Below are 14668 nucleotides of genomic sequence, written 5' to 3' on the forward strand. Positions count from 1 at the left end.
GTTATCCTTTGACCGAGCCCGCCATCAGCCCGCGCACGAAATAGCGGCCGGCGACGATGTAGACGAAGAGAGTGGGGAGAGCGGCGATGATCGCGCCGGCGAAGTGGACGTTGTATTCCTTCACGCCGGTCGACGACTGCACGAGGTTGTTGAGCGCCGCCGTCATCGGCTGGCTTGTGCCGCCGAAAGAGACACCGAACAGGAAGTCGTTCCAGATATTGGTGAACTGCCAGATGACCGAGACGACAGTGATCGGGCCGGAGATTGGCAGGAGAATCCGCCAGAAGATCCGGAAGAAGCCGGCGCCGTCGATCTGCGCCGCCTTGACGAGTTCCGTCGGGAAGGTGGCGTAGTAATTGCGGTAGTAGAGAGTCGTGAACCCGATGCCGTAGACGACGTGCACGAGGATAAGGCCCGGGACCGAGCCGGCGAGACCGAGCTTGCCGAGAACCAGCGCCATTGGGATCAACACGATCTGGAATGGGATGAAGCACGAGAGCAGCATCAATCCGAAGACGATCGTATCGTAGCGGAAGCGCCACTTGGTCAGGATATAGCCATTGAGCGCGCCAAGGATCGTGGAGATGGCGACGGCGGGAACGACCATCAGGATCGAGTTCAGGAAATACGGTCTCAACCCTGTCGGTGAAACCCCGATCTGAGCGGTCGACCAGGCGGATTTCCAGGCCTCAAGTGTCCAGCTCTGCGGCAGCGCCATCATGTTTCCGCCGGTGATTTCCGACAGCGGCTTCAGCGAGTTCACGCCCATCACATAGAGCGGCAGAAGGTAGAAGAGCGCGAAGAGAAGCAGCACGAGATAGACGAAGACCCGTGTGACCCTGCCGGTCCTGACGGCTGTATCCTGGGTGACGGCGGACATCAGTTCTTCTCCTTCAGCTCGGCATAGAGGTAGGGCACCATGATCGCGGCGATCGTCATCAGCATGATCACGGCGGATGCAGCGCCTATACCCATTTGGTTGCGGGTGAAGGTGTAGGAATACATGAAGGTGGCCGGCATCTCGGTTGCACGGCCAGGCCCTCCGCCCGTCAAAGCGATAACGAGGTCGTAGGACTTGATCGCGAGGTGGCTCAGAATGACGAAGGCCGAGAGAAAAGCGGGCCGCAGCATCGGGATGACGATCCGGCGATAGAGCTGGAAGCTTGAGGCGCCGTCGATCTGTGCGGCCTTCAGTATCTCGTTGTCGATGCCGCGAAGGCCGGCGAGGAACATGGCCATGACGAAGCCGCTTGTCTGCCATACGGCGGCGATCACGATCGTGTAGATCGCCATGTCGTTGTCCTTGATCCAGGTGAAAGTGAAACTTTCCCAACCCCAGAGCCGCATGATTCGTTCAAGGCCGATGCCTGGGTCGAGGAACCATTTCCATGCCGTGCCGGTCACGATGAAAGAAAGGGCCATCGGGTAAAGATAAATTGGTCTGAGGACACCCTCTCCGCGGATTTTCTGGTCGAGAAAGATTGCCAGCATCAGGCCAAGGGCAGTGCAGATGACGATGTAGAGGGTGGCAAAGATGGCGATGTTGTAAATGGCGATATGCCAGTTCTGCAGCGCCCAGAGCTTCGTGTAGTTCTCGAAGCCGACCCATTTGTAGAGCGGCAGCATCTTCGAACCCGTGAAGGACAGGAAGACTGTGAAGATGATGAAGCCGTAGACAAACAACAGCGTGGTCGCCAGAGATGGAGCAAGCACGAGCTTTGGCAGCCAATCCTGCATGCGCGTGCGGAAATCGGCTCCGGGTGAGCTGGACATTTGGTTTCTCCCATGGGCGGCGCATGGGCCGCCGATACTGCCCTGGATACGACCTGTGGCAGGTGGAAACGGGCGGCGGCTGAGGACGCCGCCCGAGACGGTTGCCTTACTGGGCGGCTGCTACGGCTTCGGCAAGCGCCGCAGCCGCTTCCGCGCCATCCTTGTAGCCACCGTTGAACGCCTTGGTTACGACGTCGTAGACGGCGTTCTTGACGGATGCCGGAGCAGCGTGGCCGTGGGCCATGGACCCGAACAGCGAGCCGCTGGTGTTGGCCTCCGCCAGATCTTTCATGCCCTTCTTGCCGCAATCATCGAAGTCGGTATCCGGCACGTCGGTGCGTGCGGGAACCGAACCCTTGACCACGTTGAACGCGGACTGGAACTTCGGGCTTTCGATGGAGGATGCCATTTCCATCTGCGCTTTGACCTTGTCGTCGCCCGAAACGTTGAACATCGCGAACTGATCCGAGTTGAACGTTACCGAGCCCTGGGTGCCCGGGAACCGGATGCAGACGAAATCCGCGCCGGGTTTCTGGCCAGCCTTCAGAAACTCACCCTTTGCCCAGTCGCCCATCATCTGCATGCCGGCCTTGCCCTCGATCACCATAGCGGAGGCGAGGTTCCAGTCGCGGCCGGAGAAGTTGTCATCGACATAGGTTCTGAGCTTCATCAGGCGGTCGAACGCATCGGCCATGTCGGCACCGCCGAGCGTATCGGGGTCGAGATCGATGAAGGCGTTCTTGTAGAAGTCGTTGCCCTTGGAGAGAACGACACCGTCGAAGACGGTCGCGTCCTGCCAGGGCTGGCCGCCATGGGCGAGCGGCGTAATGCCGTTTGCCTTCATCTTGTCGAGCATGGCAACGAGTTCGTCCCAGCTTTCCGGTGCCTTGCCGCCAGCGGCATCGAGCGCTGCCTTGTTGATCCAGACCCAGTTTGTCGAGTGCACGTTGACGGGTGCGGCGATCCAGTGTCCGTCATATTTGGAGAACTTCTGAAGCGCTTCGGGTACCACCTTGTCCCAGCCTTCGGCGGCGGCAACCTCATCGAGGTTACCCAGTGCACCCTGCTCGGCCCAGTCGAGAATGTCGAAGCCGAGCATCTGAACGGCGGTCGGCGGATCGCCAGCGGTGACGCGGGCGCGCAGTGCGGTCATCGCGGCTTCGCCGCCGCCACCTGCCACCGGCATGTCGACCCAGCCGATTCCCTTGCTTTGCAGATCTTCTTTCAGGACGTTGAGGGCGGCGGCTTCGCCACCCGAGGTCCACCAGTGCAGCACCTCGACGTCGGTTGCCTTCGCGGCACCCGCCATCATCGTGAGTGCGATTGCTGTCGTTGTCAGAAACTTGCTCATTAAATCCTCCATTCGCAAGTTGGCGAGTCTCCCACCCGCATCCCCGGCGCCGTCGAGCCTCACTTGCGACGTCGGGCATTTCCGCACCTAAGGTGCATACCAATTTAAAACGTTACAAACCTGACAGAGTCAAGAACCTCTCCCAATTACTCTTCATCGGATCATATGCTGCATTGCAGAGCCTGATTGGCTCGTGCAAGTACGGTTGGATATCGACGATCGTTTTGGAAACGTTTTAAATTTCTGTCCTGAATGCTTGCCCTCGTTTGGGTGAGACGCTACCCTTGCTTGTTGTTCACGAGCCGAAGACCCTGAAGAGTGCGTAAAACCAGGAACCAGACCGACAAGGCGAACGCACCCGTGTCGCCGGGCAAGCCCACGCTGAAGACCGTTGCGGAAGCTGCGGGCCTTGCGGTAACGACCGTTTCCAGAGCTCTTGCCGATGACCCCCTGATCAGCAGTATTACGCGCGAGCGTGTTCGCGAGATAGCGCGTACGATGGGTTATGTTCCCGATCGCGCCGCGCAACGCCTGAAGACTGGTCGAACAAACGTCATAGGCGTGCTGCTCGACCCACATGAGGAAATTCTCGGCTTCGGGACGTCGCTGCTCTATGGCGTCACGAAATCGCTCAAGGGGACCCCCTACCACCTGATCGTGATGCCGAATTTCCTCGACACCTCGAATATCGAGGCGGTCGAGCATATCGTCCGAAACAACCTCGCAGATGGCCTCATCTTCACCCGGACGGAAGTGCTCGACCCCCGTGTGCGCCTGCTGATCGAGAAGAATTTTCCCTTCGTCAGCCATGGCCGGACCGAGTTCTCGACGGCCCATCCTTTCGTTGACTACGACAACTACGCTTTCGCCTATGAAGCAGCGCGACGGCTGATCGCCAAGGGGCGCCACAAGCTGACGATTATCCTGCCGCCGAGGCATCTGACTTTCAGCCAGCACATGCTGCATGGCTTCATGACGGCTGTCAGGGAGGCCGGTATTGCCTTCGAGCTGGCTGATGGGATCAGTCACGATTCCAAGGCCGGCATGGTGCGCGACTATTTCCGCCAGCGCCTTCAACGTTCCGATCCGCCCGACGCGCTGATCTGTCCCGGCGAAGTTTCCGCGATGGCTTCCATCACGGGCCTTGCTGATGGCGGCTGGTCGCTCGGGTGCGAATACGACATCGTCGCCAAGCAGACGTCGCAGCTTCTGTCGGATATCCAGCCCGGCGTCGACACCATCTATGAGGACTTGACGGCGGCGGGGGAACATCTGGGCAGTCTGCTCCTTAAGCGCATCGGTGGCGCCGAGGTCGAGGGACTGCAAAAGATCCTCACCTAACGGCATGGTCTCAACAATCCTGCGGTGAAGGCGATTGCGCATCATCGACTTTTCTCAATCCCTGACCCAATTGCCCCGGGTGCGCCCGATCCGCATCACGACGGACTTGATCTCCAGGAACTCCTCAAGACCGTAGGGGCCGTTTTCGCGACCCTGTCCGCTCTGCTTGAAGCCGCCAAAGGTCACCTCGGGAAAGCCGTCCATCCAGGTATTTGTCCAGACGGTACCGGCCTGCGCCCTACGGGCAAAAGCGAGGCAGGTGTGGACGTTTTCGCTCCATACCCCCGCGGACAGGCCGTAAGACGCATCGTTTGTGAGCGAAATCGCTTGCTCGAGTGTCTTGAATGTCAGCACGGACAAAACAGGGCCGAAGACCTCCTCGCGGGCGATTGCCATCTCGGCGGTCACGTCTGCCACGACAGTGGGGCCGAAGAACTGCCCCGGAAGGCCTGGAACCGACACTGGAGTCCCGCCAAGCTTCAGGCTCGCTCCGGCCGCAAGCGCATCCTTGATATAGCCCGCGATCTTGCCCTGATGGGCCGTCGATATGATCGCGCCGACCTGGGTTTCCGGATTGAGCGGATCGCCGAAGGCAACCTTTCTCGACAGCGCCACGACCTTGTCGACGACGGCATCGGCAACGTCCTCATGGACGATGATACGGCTACCGGAATTGCAGCATTCGCCGGCGTTGAAGTAGACGCCGAAGGTGATCGCGTCCGCCGCGCTGTCGAGATCGGCATCCGGGAAGATCACCTGCGGGTTCTTGCCGCCGAGTTCGAGTGCCACCTTCTTCAACGTTTTGGAGGCCGCTGCGGTGATCGCCTTGCCGACGGCGGTCGATCCGGTGAAACTCACCATGTCGACGTCCGCATGTTCGGCCATCAGCGCGCCCACCGGGTCGCCGTATCCGAGGACGATATTGACCACGCCTGCCGGCAGTCCGGCTTCCATCAAGAGTTCGCCCAGCATTACCGTAGTTGACGGTGTCATCTCGGACGGCTTTATGATGCAGGTGCAGCCCGCCGCGAGCGCGAAGGGCAGCTTCTGGCTGAGGATCCAGAACGGGAAGTTCCAGGGCGTGATGATCGAGACGACTCCGATAGGCTCCTTCAGAACCATCGCGAGCATAGCTTCGCCTAGCGAGTTATGGCTGTCGCCATGTTGCGTGCGGGCAAGTGCCGCGGCGTAGCGCCAGAGATCGGCCGCGCCCAATACCTCGCCACGCGCCTGGCTGATCGGCTTGCCGCTTTCGAGTGTTTCGATCAGCGCCATGCGTTCGACATTGGCCTCGATCAGATCGGCGACCTTCAGAAGAAATGTCGATCGTTCCTTGCCGGAGATCCGGCTCCAGATGCCGCTGTCAAAGCTATTTCTCGCGGCCGCGATCGCGGCTTCCGTGTCGGCCTTGCTTCCCTTGGCGGAACGGCTGACGAGAATGCCATGCGAAGGCGACAGGCGATCGAAAGTCTGTCCGTCGGCGCTGCCGCGCCACTCGCCATCGATCAGGTGGCGACCCTCAAATGGCGCCTGCGGGAGGGCAGCCTCGACTGCTGGGCTGATGGTCATGTCATTCATCGTTATTGTCCCGAAAAAGCCGGTTTACGTTTGTCCCTGAAAGCCGAGACCCCTTCGTTTCGATCCGCGCTGGCGGCGATCGCCGCACTGCCGAGCGCTTCGACCATCGCCGCCTGATCCTCGCCTCGCCCGGCATGGATCATGAATTTGCCGATCTCGACGGCTCTGGGCGACAGCTCCGTCGTCTTCATCGCGATCGCCTCGGCGACCTCGCGTGGATCGTCCGCCACTTCTGCGACGAAGCCCAGTTGAAGGGCACGATCGGCACCTATACGCCGGCCGAACAAGGCCATTTCCTTGATCACGGCTTCGGGCAGCAGGCGGGCAAGTCGCTGTGTGCCCGACCAGCCCGGCACGATGCCAACCTGTGCTTCCGGCAGCGCGATGGTCGCTTTTGGCGCCATGACGCGAATGTCGCAGGCGGCCGCAAGTTCGAGGCCTCCACCGAAGGCATGGCCGTTCAGCACGGCAATGGTCGGCTTCGACAGGCGCGCCAGGCGGTCGAAGATCCTGTGGCCGTCACGGACCCAATGGCGGGCGAATTCCGCCGGCGACAGGTCTCCCCATCCGTTGATGTCGGCGCCGGCGCAGAAGGCACGTTCGCCTTCCGCGGCTACCAGCACACAGGTGATCGCCCCCAACCGCTCGACAGTGTCCAGATGGGTGGCAAGCTGTCCGAGCATCTCCACCGTGAAGGCGTTCAGCTTGGCGGGATTGTCGAGCCTGATTTCCGCGATGCGGTCCCTGATTTCAAGATGAACGGCACTCATGGCGTCCACCCCATCGGTTTCTCCGAAAGCATGCGGCGATCGACTGTGATGGCATCGGCTGCGAGCTTGACCCGACCGGCGGACGCTTCGACGATATCCTGCTGTGGCTCAATGCCCGGCATGATCTCCGTTGCGATGAGCCCTTCGTCCGTCAACCGCATCACGCACCGCTCGGTGATGTAGAGGACATCCTGCCCCTGGGCGCGCGCGCGTTTTCCGGAAAATGTCACATGCTCGACGGCCTCGACCATCTTCGTGAACTTGCCGGGTTTTTCGACCCTAATCCCGTCTTCGCTCAGTCGCACATCCGCGCCGGCCTCGAACCAGCCGGAAAAGACGATCTTCTTGGCGTGCGCCGTGATATCGACGAAGCCGCCGCATCCGGCCGTGAGGTAAGGCTTTTTCCCCAGCTTGGAGACGTTGACGTTGCCCTCGACGTCGACCTCAAGGAAGGAGAGGAAGGAGACGTCAAAGCCGCCGCCCTGGAAGTAGATGAATTGCTGCGGCGAAGGGACAAAACCGTCGGCGTTCGAGGCGCAGCCGAAGGCGAAGTCGGTGAGCGGCATGCCTCCGACGGCACCCTGCTCGATCGCCCACGTCACAGCGTCGGGATGTCCCTCTTCAAGCAGGATGCGCGGTACCTGTGCGCTGATGCCGAACCCGAGATTGGCTGTCATGCCGCGTTTCAGTTCGAGTGCGGCCCGCCGTGCAATGACCTTTTCAACACCGTGGTCCGCTAGCTTGAAGCTCGACCAGGGCCGCATGATCTGGCCGGAAACAGCCGGATCGTAGGGAGTCTCGCAGGTCTGCTTCTGGTGCGGGTCGATGACGATGAGATCGACGAGATGGCCCGGTACTCTAACGTCGTGTGGCCTCAGGCTGCCGGCGGCCGTCATCCGTTGGACCTGCGCGATCACCAGTCCGCCGTGATTGCGAACCGCGATCGCCTGTTCGAGCCCTCCCAGATATGCGCCTTCGTGTTCGTAGGTGAGATTGCCGCGCTCATCCGCGGTGGTGGCGCGGAGGATACAGACGTTCGGCACGATGTTGGGGAAGTGAAGCCAGGTCTCGCCGGCGAATTCGACCCGCGCGACGATCGGTTCGGCAGCGGAGCGTGCGTTCATCGCGCAGCCTTCGCGCCTTGGGTCGACGAAGGTGTCGAGACCGATCCGCGTCAACACGCCTGGTCGCCTGGCGGCTGTCTCGCGATGCATGTCGAACATGATGCCGGAAGGCACATTATAGGCCTCGATGCGATCCTCGACGATCATTTTCCAGATCTCCGGCATCGGCAGGCTCGATGGACCCGAGGGATAGGAGCCTGCGAGGATTCGGCTGATCAGGCCATCCTTGGCGAGGTGATCTATACCCTTCACACCGTACATGTCGCCGGCCGCGATCGGGTGCAGCATCGTGAGATTGCGCGGGTGCGCTTCCGCGTCGAACCGCTTGCCGATCGCTTCGAGGACAAGGTCCGGGCATCCAAGCGCCGATGACGAGGATACCGTCACGACCGCGTTGTCCTTGATACGGGCAGCCGCCTCGGCGGCCGTGGCGAGCTTGCTCACTTCACATCTCCATAATGAACATCGACGCGGGCGCCGGTGGCAGCTGCCTCGCGAACGGCCAGAGCCACAGCGAGGGACTTTACGCCGTCCCAGCCTGTCGCCGCCGGTTCGCCTCGGCCTGCAGCTGCCTCATGGAAGCACCGCACAGCCTCCCCATAGAGATCGTATGGCTCATAACCCACGCGTTCGCGACCAGCCGCCGTCACCAGTTCGATCTCTCCGATCGGGTTCTGCGTCATGACGTTCCGCGCAAAGATCGAGCCTTCGGTGCCGTGCACTTCAAGGCCACTGCCGGCAAACGGATGGGTAAAGCTCTCGTGGCTCATGACCATCGTGCCCGACGGCATCGCCCATACGGACATGGCCGAATCCTCGACCCCCTGCCCCAGGCCGGACGACGTCATCTGCGCGACGACCGATTTCGGATCTTCGTCGAGCAGAAAGCGGGCGACGTCGGCATCGTGCACGGTGATGTCAGGTATCACCCCGCCCCCTTCGGCTGGCGAATTGATCCGCCACCCTTGCAGGTTGGCCGGCAGATGAACGGCATGATGCAGCCGGAGTGAGAGGACGCGCCCGATGCGACCGTCCCGGACAAGTTGGCGGACGGCGCGATGACTGCCGGAGCAGCGAAGATGATGATTGGTCGCAAACACCACGCCCTTCTGTTCGGCGGCTCGCACCATGGAAGCAGCGTCGGCGACCGACATGGCGAGCGGCTTCTCGCAGAGGACATGCTTTCCTGCCGCGATCGCGGCAAGTGCCTGGGGGAGATGCTTCTCGTTGGTGGTCGAGATGTAGACCGCATCGACGTCAGCGTCTGAGACGGCTTCCTGGACATCGGTCCCCGGCCGGGTGATTCCATGCTTTACTGCGAAGTCGGCGCCGCGCCCCCACGAGCCGCTGACCACGGTGATGATCTCGCCGCCATGGGCTCGCAGCGCGGGGATCATGTATTGCGCGGCGATCGTACTCGCCCCGATCAACACCCAGCGCATATATTCCTCCCGATTTAGATCGTTCCAATTTTATATGGAACGTTCCAAAATTTGTCAATGGTATTCTTTGCTCATTGAAGGTCAGCCCGAAAAAGGTGAGCTGGACGGCGCGCGAGATTCCCTGCGACAGGGCGAGCCAGCCGCGAGCGTTGTCCGGTATCGCCACTTCCCCGAATGCTGTTTGATCGCGTTTAAACGTGCAGAATGAAGTCACGCAGCTTTGGCAAGACGAAACCGAGCACTGCCTCGTCTACCAGATGGCCATCCGAGACTTTCTGATTGGCGAGCGGGATGACGATTTCCGGGCAGACATAGACGTTCGCCAGCATGCCGTTCAGTATGTATTTCAGGTGAGCCTGGGCACGGACGCCGCCGAGCGCGCCGCCTGATATGCTGACGATGAAGCAGGGCTTTCCCTTGAACACCGACTCCAAAGCCGGTCTGGAGGCCCAGTCTATGGCGTTTTTCAACACTCCGGGGATGCTGTAATTGTACTCCGGCGTCACGAAAACCAGACCGTCGGCCTCGGCGATCTGATCGCAAAACTCTCTTACATACAGATTGTCTGTAAGATCGGCGTTATAGTGTGGCAGGTTTCCAGGATTGGCGATCGTGCAGGCTGCCTCCCCTTCGACCTTGGAGACGAGGGTGCGCACCGTCGCTCTCGACGCCGATGCCGTGCGCAGACTGCCGGGAATGAAGAGCAGCTTTTTCATGGGTTCACCTTAAAGACGTGCGAGCCAGGTTGCGATCGACGGGAACGCGACGATCAGGGCGATGGACACGAGCATGGCCATGACAAAGGGCCATGTCCCTCTGAAGATCTCTCCAACCCTGAGATCGGGATCGTCCATGGCCGACTTGATCACATAGACCGACAGGCCGAACGGTGGGGTCAGCAGCCCGACTTCGACGGCCACGACCGTCAATACGCCAAACCAGATCAGATCGAAGCCCGCAGCTTCTGCGATCGGCAAGGCGATTGGCAGCAGGATCAGCATGATGGAAATAGAATCGATTAGGCAGCCGAGAGCTATGATCAGCAATATGTAGAGCAGCAGGAAGCCGTAGGGGCCGATCGGACCGGCGAGGAAGAGTTCGGCCAGCCCTCTGGGAACGCCTGATAGCGCCAGCATCCGGCTGAAGAAGGTTGCAGCGAGGATGAGGAAAAGGACCGAGACGGTGATCTGACCGGTTTCGACCAGCAGCTTCCAGAAGGTCCGGCCATCCAGCGATCGCCGGAGGATCGCGATGACGAGGGCACCAAGGGCGCCGGCCGCCCCCGCCTCGGTCGGGTTCAGGAAGCCGCCATAGAGCCCTCCGAGGACGACGAGCATGAGCGATACGATCGGAACGGATTTCGTCAATACCTCGCGCGCGCCCATCGCAGGCGGCGTCGCGAAGTCGTCGGCGCTTGCGAACACGAAGTCTTTTCGAAAACGCGCCAGCAGAACGATCGTCACGCAGAATGCCAGCGCCAGCAGCAGACCGGGTCCGAGACCGGCAAGAAACATGCGGCCGACCGACTCTTCCGCCAGGACGGCATAGACGATCATCAGCAACGATGGCGGGATCAGCATGCCGAGAACCGACGATCCCGCGACGACCCCGGTCGCAAATTTCCGCGTGTAACCGTGGCGGATCATCTCCGGTACCGCCACCCGGCTGAAGACCGTTGCCGATGCTATCGATATGCCGGTGATCGCGGCAAAAACCGCATTGGCGAAAACGGTCGCGATGCCGAGGCCGGCTGCGATGCGTCCGAAGAGATTTTGGAAGACGTCGAACGTGTCCTTGCCGACCTTCGAGACCGTCACGAGAAGACCCATCAGCACGAACAGTGGCACCACGGCGAAAAGATACTCGCGCAGAGAGTCGTTGGCGACCGCTCCCATCATCCTCATCGACACGCCCTCGCCTCTGATCGCGGCGACGGCGGCGAATGACACGGCAAGCATGGTGATGCCGATCGGCATGCCGAGATAGATGAGGACAAGAAGTGCCGCGATGGCGACGGAGCCGATTTCAATCGGAGACATGTCAGCGCCCTGCCTTGAAGCTGGTCTGGAGCTCGACGATTGCTCCGACGAGAAACTGGATGGATGAGACGGCGACACCGATGAAAATCAGGGCGCGGAACGGCCACGTCGGAAGCGTCGCGATGCCGGTCACGCCGATGAACTCGCCGCTTGAGAAATCCTTTTGCAGGATCGACCAACTGGCCCAGGCAATCATTGCGAGAACACCGGCGCCGACGAGGCTGAAAACCGATGACAAGGCCGCTCCGGCTTTCGGGCGGTTCTCCCGAAAGGAAACGAAAAACACCTCCGTGCGTGCGAGTCGGTCGGCTCGAACCGTTGCCGGCAGCTGGAGGCAGACGATCATCACAAGCAGAAGCGCACCCAACTCAGAAACGAGAGGGAGAGAGGCTCCCATTGAGTTTCGAGCGACGATGTCGGTGCAGATGATGATCATCAGGATGCCGATGAGTGTCGTCCCGAGTACGGCGAGACCATCAACGAATGTCGTCCATATCCGGACGGGAGAACCGGGAGCAGGCGTCGGTCCCTTCGAAGCCTGCTCCTCGTCATTTTTCACACCAGGTGCCACCGCTCATTCGCCCCAGTTGCGCATCGGCTTTTCGCCGCGATCACGGAGCCCCTGCATGTATGCCTTCAGGAAGTCGCCCGCGGGCAGACCCTTCGCATCGAGGTCGGCGGCCCATTCGCCGGCGATGTCCGGCAATTTGTCGACCCATGCCTGCCGCTGTTCATCCGTCATCTTGATGATGGTGACAGGCGGGTTCTGACCTGCGCCGAGCTCCACCATCTTGTTTAGCGCTACCTCGTGCCGCTCGAGCAGGTCCTTGCCATGGGCTTCGGTGTAGTATTTGCCCGCCTCGATCATGGCTTGCTGCACTTCCTCCGGAAGCCCGTCCCAGCTGTCACGATTGATGGCGACCGCGCCGGAAAACGCTACGCCGGCGTCGAAACGATTGATGTAGGGAGCCACTTCGTAGAGCTTTGCCGGCAGCGCGCCGAGAGCCAGCGACAGAACACCGTCCGAAATACCGGTCTGGATATCGGTGTAGAAGCTGGTCAGCGAGCCGTCGACGGCGTTCGCGCCCGTGCCCCGTAGCCAGGTGCCAAGCACGCCGGGAGCCGAGAGTTTCATGCCGTTGATGTCGTCTATGCTCTTCAACGGGGTCTTGGTGTAGATGTCGTACATGTCGGTGCTGGTCAGGCCGAGGACCTTCAGATTGTACTGCTCCCACTCCTCCCGCAGCGCCTCATTGTTCTCCATGAGATTCTGCATGACCTCGAGTTGAAGCGGTGGGTTCACCGTCGCGAAGGGGGCGTAGCTCGATGCCTGGCTGAGCGGCAGCTTCGCCGGTTCGAGGAACGAAAACACCCAGCCGATATCGGTTATGCCCTGCTCCACCGAGGTCAGTGTGGCATTGGCCTTGTAAAGCTGGCCGCCGAAGGCCTCGTTCCATTCGATCTTGTAGTTGCCATTCTTGGCAAGGATTTCGTCTGTCCGCGCCATGAAGTGGGTCTGCATCATTCCAACCCAGGGAATGACGGTGGGATGACTCGATGCAATGGTCAGGCTGATTGTCTCCTGGGCCGTTGCGACGGAGGCAGGAAGGGCAATCAAGCCCGCCGTGAAAAGTCCGACTAGAATACGCATTGGTCTCCTCCCAAAGTACTGCGCTCAAGTTATTGAAAATGTCTGGCTCGAATAATCGAGCCGGACGGTCACCGTTCCTTCGTTGATCAGCCAGGGCCGGACGCGGAATGTGCGCGCGCCGGCCTTGTGCATTGGGTCACGCTCGGCGATTTCGATCGCCGCCTGGCGGGAGGCGGCGCGCACGATCACCAATCCCTCTCCCTCCCAGCGTTCGCCGTCATCCGTCCACATCGGCCCAGCGGCAAACAGCAAGCCTTCCGCTTCCAAGCCGACCTGGAAGTCGAGATGCTCCTGCATATTGGCGAACACAGGCCCAAGTCCGTTTACCGGCGTGGTGAAGATTGCGTAGAGCTGCTTTTGCAGCATAGCCTTGCTCGCTTCCAAAACCGCCCCTATCGGAACGGCTTGGGGATTTTCCTCCTCGGTCATCCGCGTTCTCCTTCCCGCCGGCTCAGCTTGCGCGACGCCGTTTCAATTCCTCGCGAATTTCATCGCCGTGTTGGTCCAGTGTCGGCGGCGCCGAGACCTCGAATTCGGGTGCGCCATCAAAGCTGTACGGTGCCCGAACCGTTGTCGATTGGCCCTTTTCCGGATGCGTGATCGGCACCGCCAGCCGAAGATGTCGGGCCTGAGGATCATCGAGCGCTTCATTTGCGTCGTAGGCTGGCGAGTGCGGTACTTCTTCCTTCAGGAGACGCTCGCACCAGACGTCACGGCTTTCGGACTTGAAAACGGGAGTGAGGATATCGATCAGGTCATCCTGATGTTTGATCCGTTGCAATCGCTCCGCAAAGCGTGGATCGGCCGCGAGCGTTTGTTGTCCCGTGGCGTTCAGCAGGCCTTCCCAGAACTTTGGCGGCGACGACATGTGAATTGCGATCCATTTTCCGTCGCTGCATTCGAAGGTGTAGCTCTGCGACACGACCGGGCGCGATAGCGGACCCATGATCTCGCCCACGGCGTAGTAGTGTGTGAAACTGTCGAGATTGAAATGCGCCATGGCCTCCAGCATCGAGATGTCGAGGCGTCGTCCCTTCCCTGTCCGTGATCTTTCGAGCAGAGCTGCCATGATGCCCATCGCCGCGTATTGCCCGGTGATGGCATCTGCGATCGCCGGACCGATGACGCGCGGATTTGTCGGGGGTGTCACGAGACGCAGAAAGCCGCTGGCCGCCTGTGCAACGGTGTCGAACGCCGGCCGGTCGCGCGAGGGGCCGCTTTGCCCGAAGCCGGAGATGGCGCAGTAGATCAGCGAGGGGCTGACCTTGCGCAGGTCTTCCTCTCCGCATCCGAGTTTCTCGGCCACGCCCGGCCGGAAGTTCTGGATGAAGACATCTGCCGTGGCGACCAGATCCCGAAATATCGCGAGATCGTCCGCTTTCGTCGTGTCGAGTGCGATCGAGCGCTTGTTGCGGTTGTAGGTCTGGTAGTGAGGCGAATAGAGGCCTCCTTTGAACGCCCGGAACGGATCTCCCGTTTCCGGCCTCTCGACCTTGATCACGTCGGCTCCGAGATCTGCCAGGTGCATGCTGGCGGCGGGACCGGTGATATAGGTTCCGAGCTCGACAACCCTTATATCTTTCAAGATTTTGACCATCG

The 14668-nt window shown here is 60.7% G+C and carries 14 protein-coding genes; 1 reads left to right on the forward strand and 13 read right to left on the reverse strand.

The window, feature by feature from the left end; translation table 11 throughout:
* Position 1: 1 nt before the first annotated feature.
* From J5J09_RS17630 to J5J09_RS17640, 3 genes are all read right to left on the reverse strand, one after another.
* Positions 2–880: a carbohydrate ABC transporter permease gene (locus tag J5J09_RS17630; protein WP_208552775.1), complete on the reverse strand. Its 879-nt coding sequence runs from the start codon at positions 878–880 to the stop codon at positions 2–4.
* A complete protein-coding gene (locus J5J09_RS17635) occupies positions 880–1773 on the reverse strand; it encodes a sugar ABC transporter permease (RefSeq protein ID WP_208552777.1) in 894 nt (297 codons plus the stop codon). The genes J5J09_RS17630 and J5J09_RS17635 overlap by 1 nt, the downstream gene beginning before the upstream one ends.
* A gap of 106 nt (positions 1774–1879) precedes the next feature.
* On the reverse strand, positions 1880–3085 hold the full coding sequence (locus tag J5J09_RS17640; protein ID WP_246746004.1) for an ABC transporter substrate-binding protein: 1206 nt from the start codon (positions 3083–3085) through the stop codon (positions 1880–1882).
* A 357-nt stretch (positions 3086–3442) separates the two neighbouring features.
* Between J5J09_RS17640 and J5J09_RS17645 the strand changes: the two genes are divergently transcribed.
* Positions 3443–4465 (forward strand): LacI family DNA-binding transcriptional regulator, encoded by a 1023-nt coding sequence (locus J5J09_RS17645; protein WP_208552779.1) that lies wholly within the window; start codon positions 3443–3445, stop codon positions 4463–4465.
* 54 nt (positions 4466–4519) lie between these two features.
* Here J5J09_RS17645 and J5J09_RS17650 read toward each other — a convergent pair whose 3' ends face one another.
* The 10 genes from J5J09_RS17650 to J5J09_RS17695 all read right to left on the reverse strand — a co-directional run bounded on the left by J5J09_RS17650 (position 4520) and on the right by J5J09_RS17695 (position 14666).
* Complete coding sequence (locus tag J5J09_RS17650; RefSeq protein ID WP_208552780.1) at positions 4520–6043, reverse strand: aldehyde dehydrogenase family protein; 1524 nt, start codon at positions 6041–6043, stop codon at positions 4520–4522.
* A gap of 2 nt (positions 6044–6045) precedes the next feature.
* Entirely contained in the window at positions 6046–6813 is a 768-nt protein-coding gene (locus tag J5J09_RS17655) for an enoyl-CoA hydratase/isomerase family protein (protein WP_208552782.1), read from the reverse strand.
* Positions 6810–8381: a CoA-transferase gene (locus tag J5J09_RS17660; RefSeq protein ID WP_208552783.1), complete on the reverse strand. Its 1572-nt coding sequence runs from the start codon at positions 8379–8381 to the stop codon at positions 6810–6812. Before J5J09_RS17660 ends, J5J09_RS17655 begins: the two co-directional genes overlap by 4 nt.
* Entirely contained in the window at positions 8378–9379 is a 1002-nt protein-coding gene (locus J5J09_RS17665) for a Gfo/Idh/MocA family oxidoreductase (RefSeq protein WP_208552784.1), read from the reverse strand. The genes J5J09_RS17660 and J5J09_RS17665 overlap by 4 nt, the downstream gene beginning before the upstream one ends.
* Before the next feature lie 191 nt (positions 9380–9570).
* Positions 9571–10095: an NADPH-dependent FMN reductase gene (locus tag J5J09_RS17670; RefSeq protein ID WP_208552785.1), complete on the reverse strand. Its 525-nt coding sequence runs from the start codon at positions 10093–10095 to the stop codon at positions 9571–9573.
* Positions 10096–10104: 9 nt separating this feature from the next.
* Positions 10105–11418: a TRAP transporter large permease gene (locus J5J09_RS17675; RefSeq protein WP_208552787.1), complete on the reverse strand. Its 1314-nt coding sequence runs from the start codon at positions 11416–11418 to the stop codon at positions 10105–10107.
* 1 nt (position 11419) lies between these two features.
* Entirely contained in the window at positions 11420–11977 is a 558-nt protein-coding gene (locus tag J5J09_RS17680; protein ID WP_348646470.1) for a TRAP transporter small permease, read from the reverse strand.
* A 15-nt stretch (positions 11978–11992) separates the two neighbouring features.
* Positions 11993–13069: a C4-dicarboxylate TRAP transporter substrate-binding protein gene (locus J5J09_RS17685; protein WP_208552788.1), complete on the reverse strand. Its 1077-nt coding sequence runs from the start codon at positions 13067–13069 to the stop codon at positions 11993–11995.
* Positions 13070–13093: 24 nt separating this feature from the next.
* Positions 13094–13498 (reverse strand): YciI family protein, encoded by a 405-nt coding sequence (locus J5J09_RS17690; RefSeq protein ID WP_208552789.1) that lies wholly within the window; start codon positions 13496–13498, stop codon positions 13094–13096.
* A 22-nt stretch (positions 13499–13520) separates the two neighbouring features.
* Positions 13521–14666, reverse strand: coding sequence for a CaiB/BaiF CoA-transferase family protein (locus tag J5J09_RS17695; protein ID WP_208552790.1), 1146 nt, complete (start codon positions 14664–14666; stop codon positions 13521–13523).
* Positions 14667–14668: the final 2 nt, after the last annotated feature.

Origin of the sequence: Ciceribacter sp. L1K22, from assembly GCF_017599385.1 — a bacterium.
In the GTDB taxonomy this organism is placed as follows: Bacteria; Pseudomonadota; Alphaproteobacteria; order Rhizobiales; family Rhizobiaceae; genus Allorhizobium.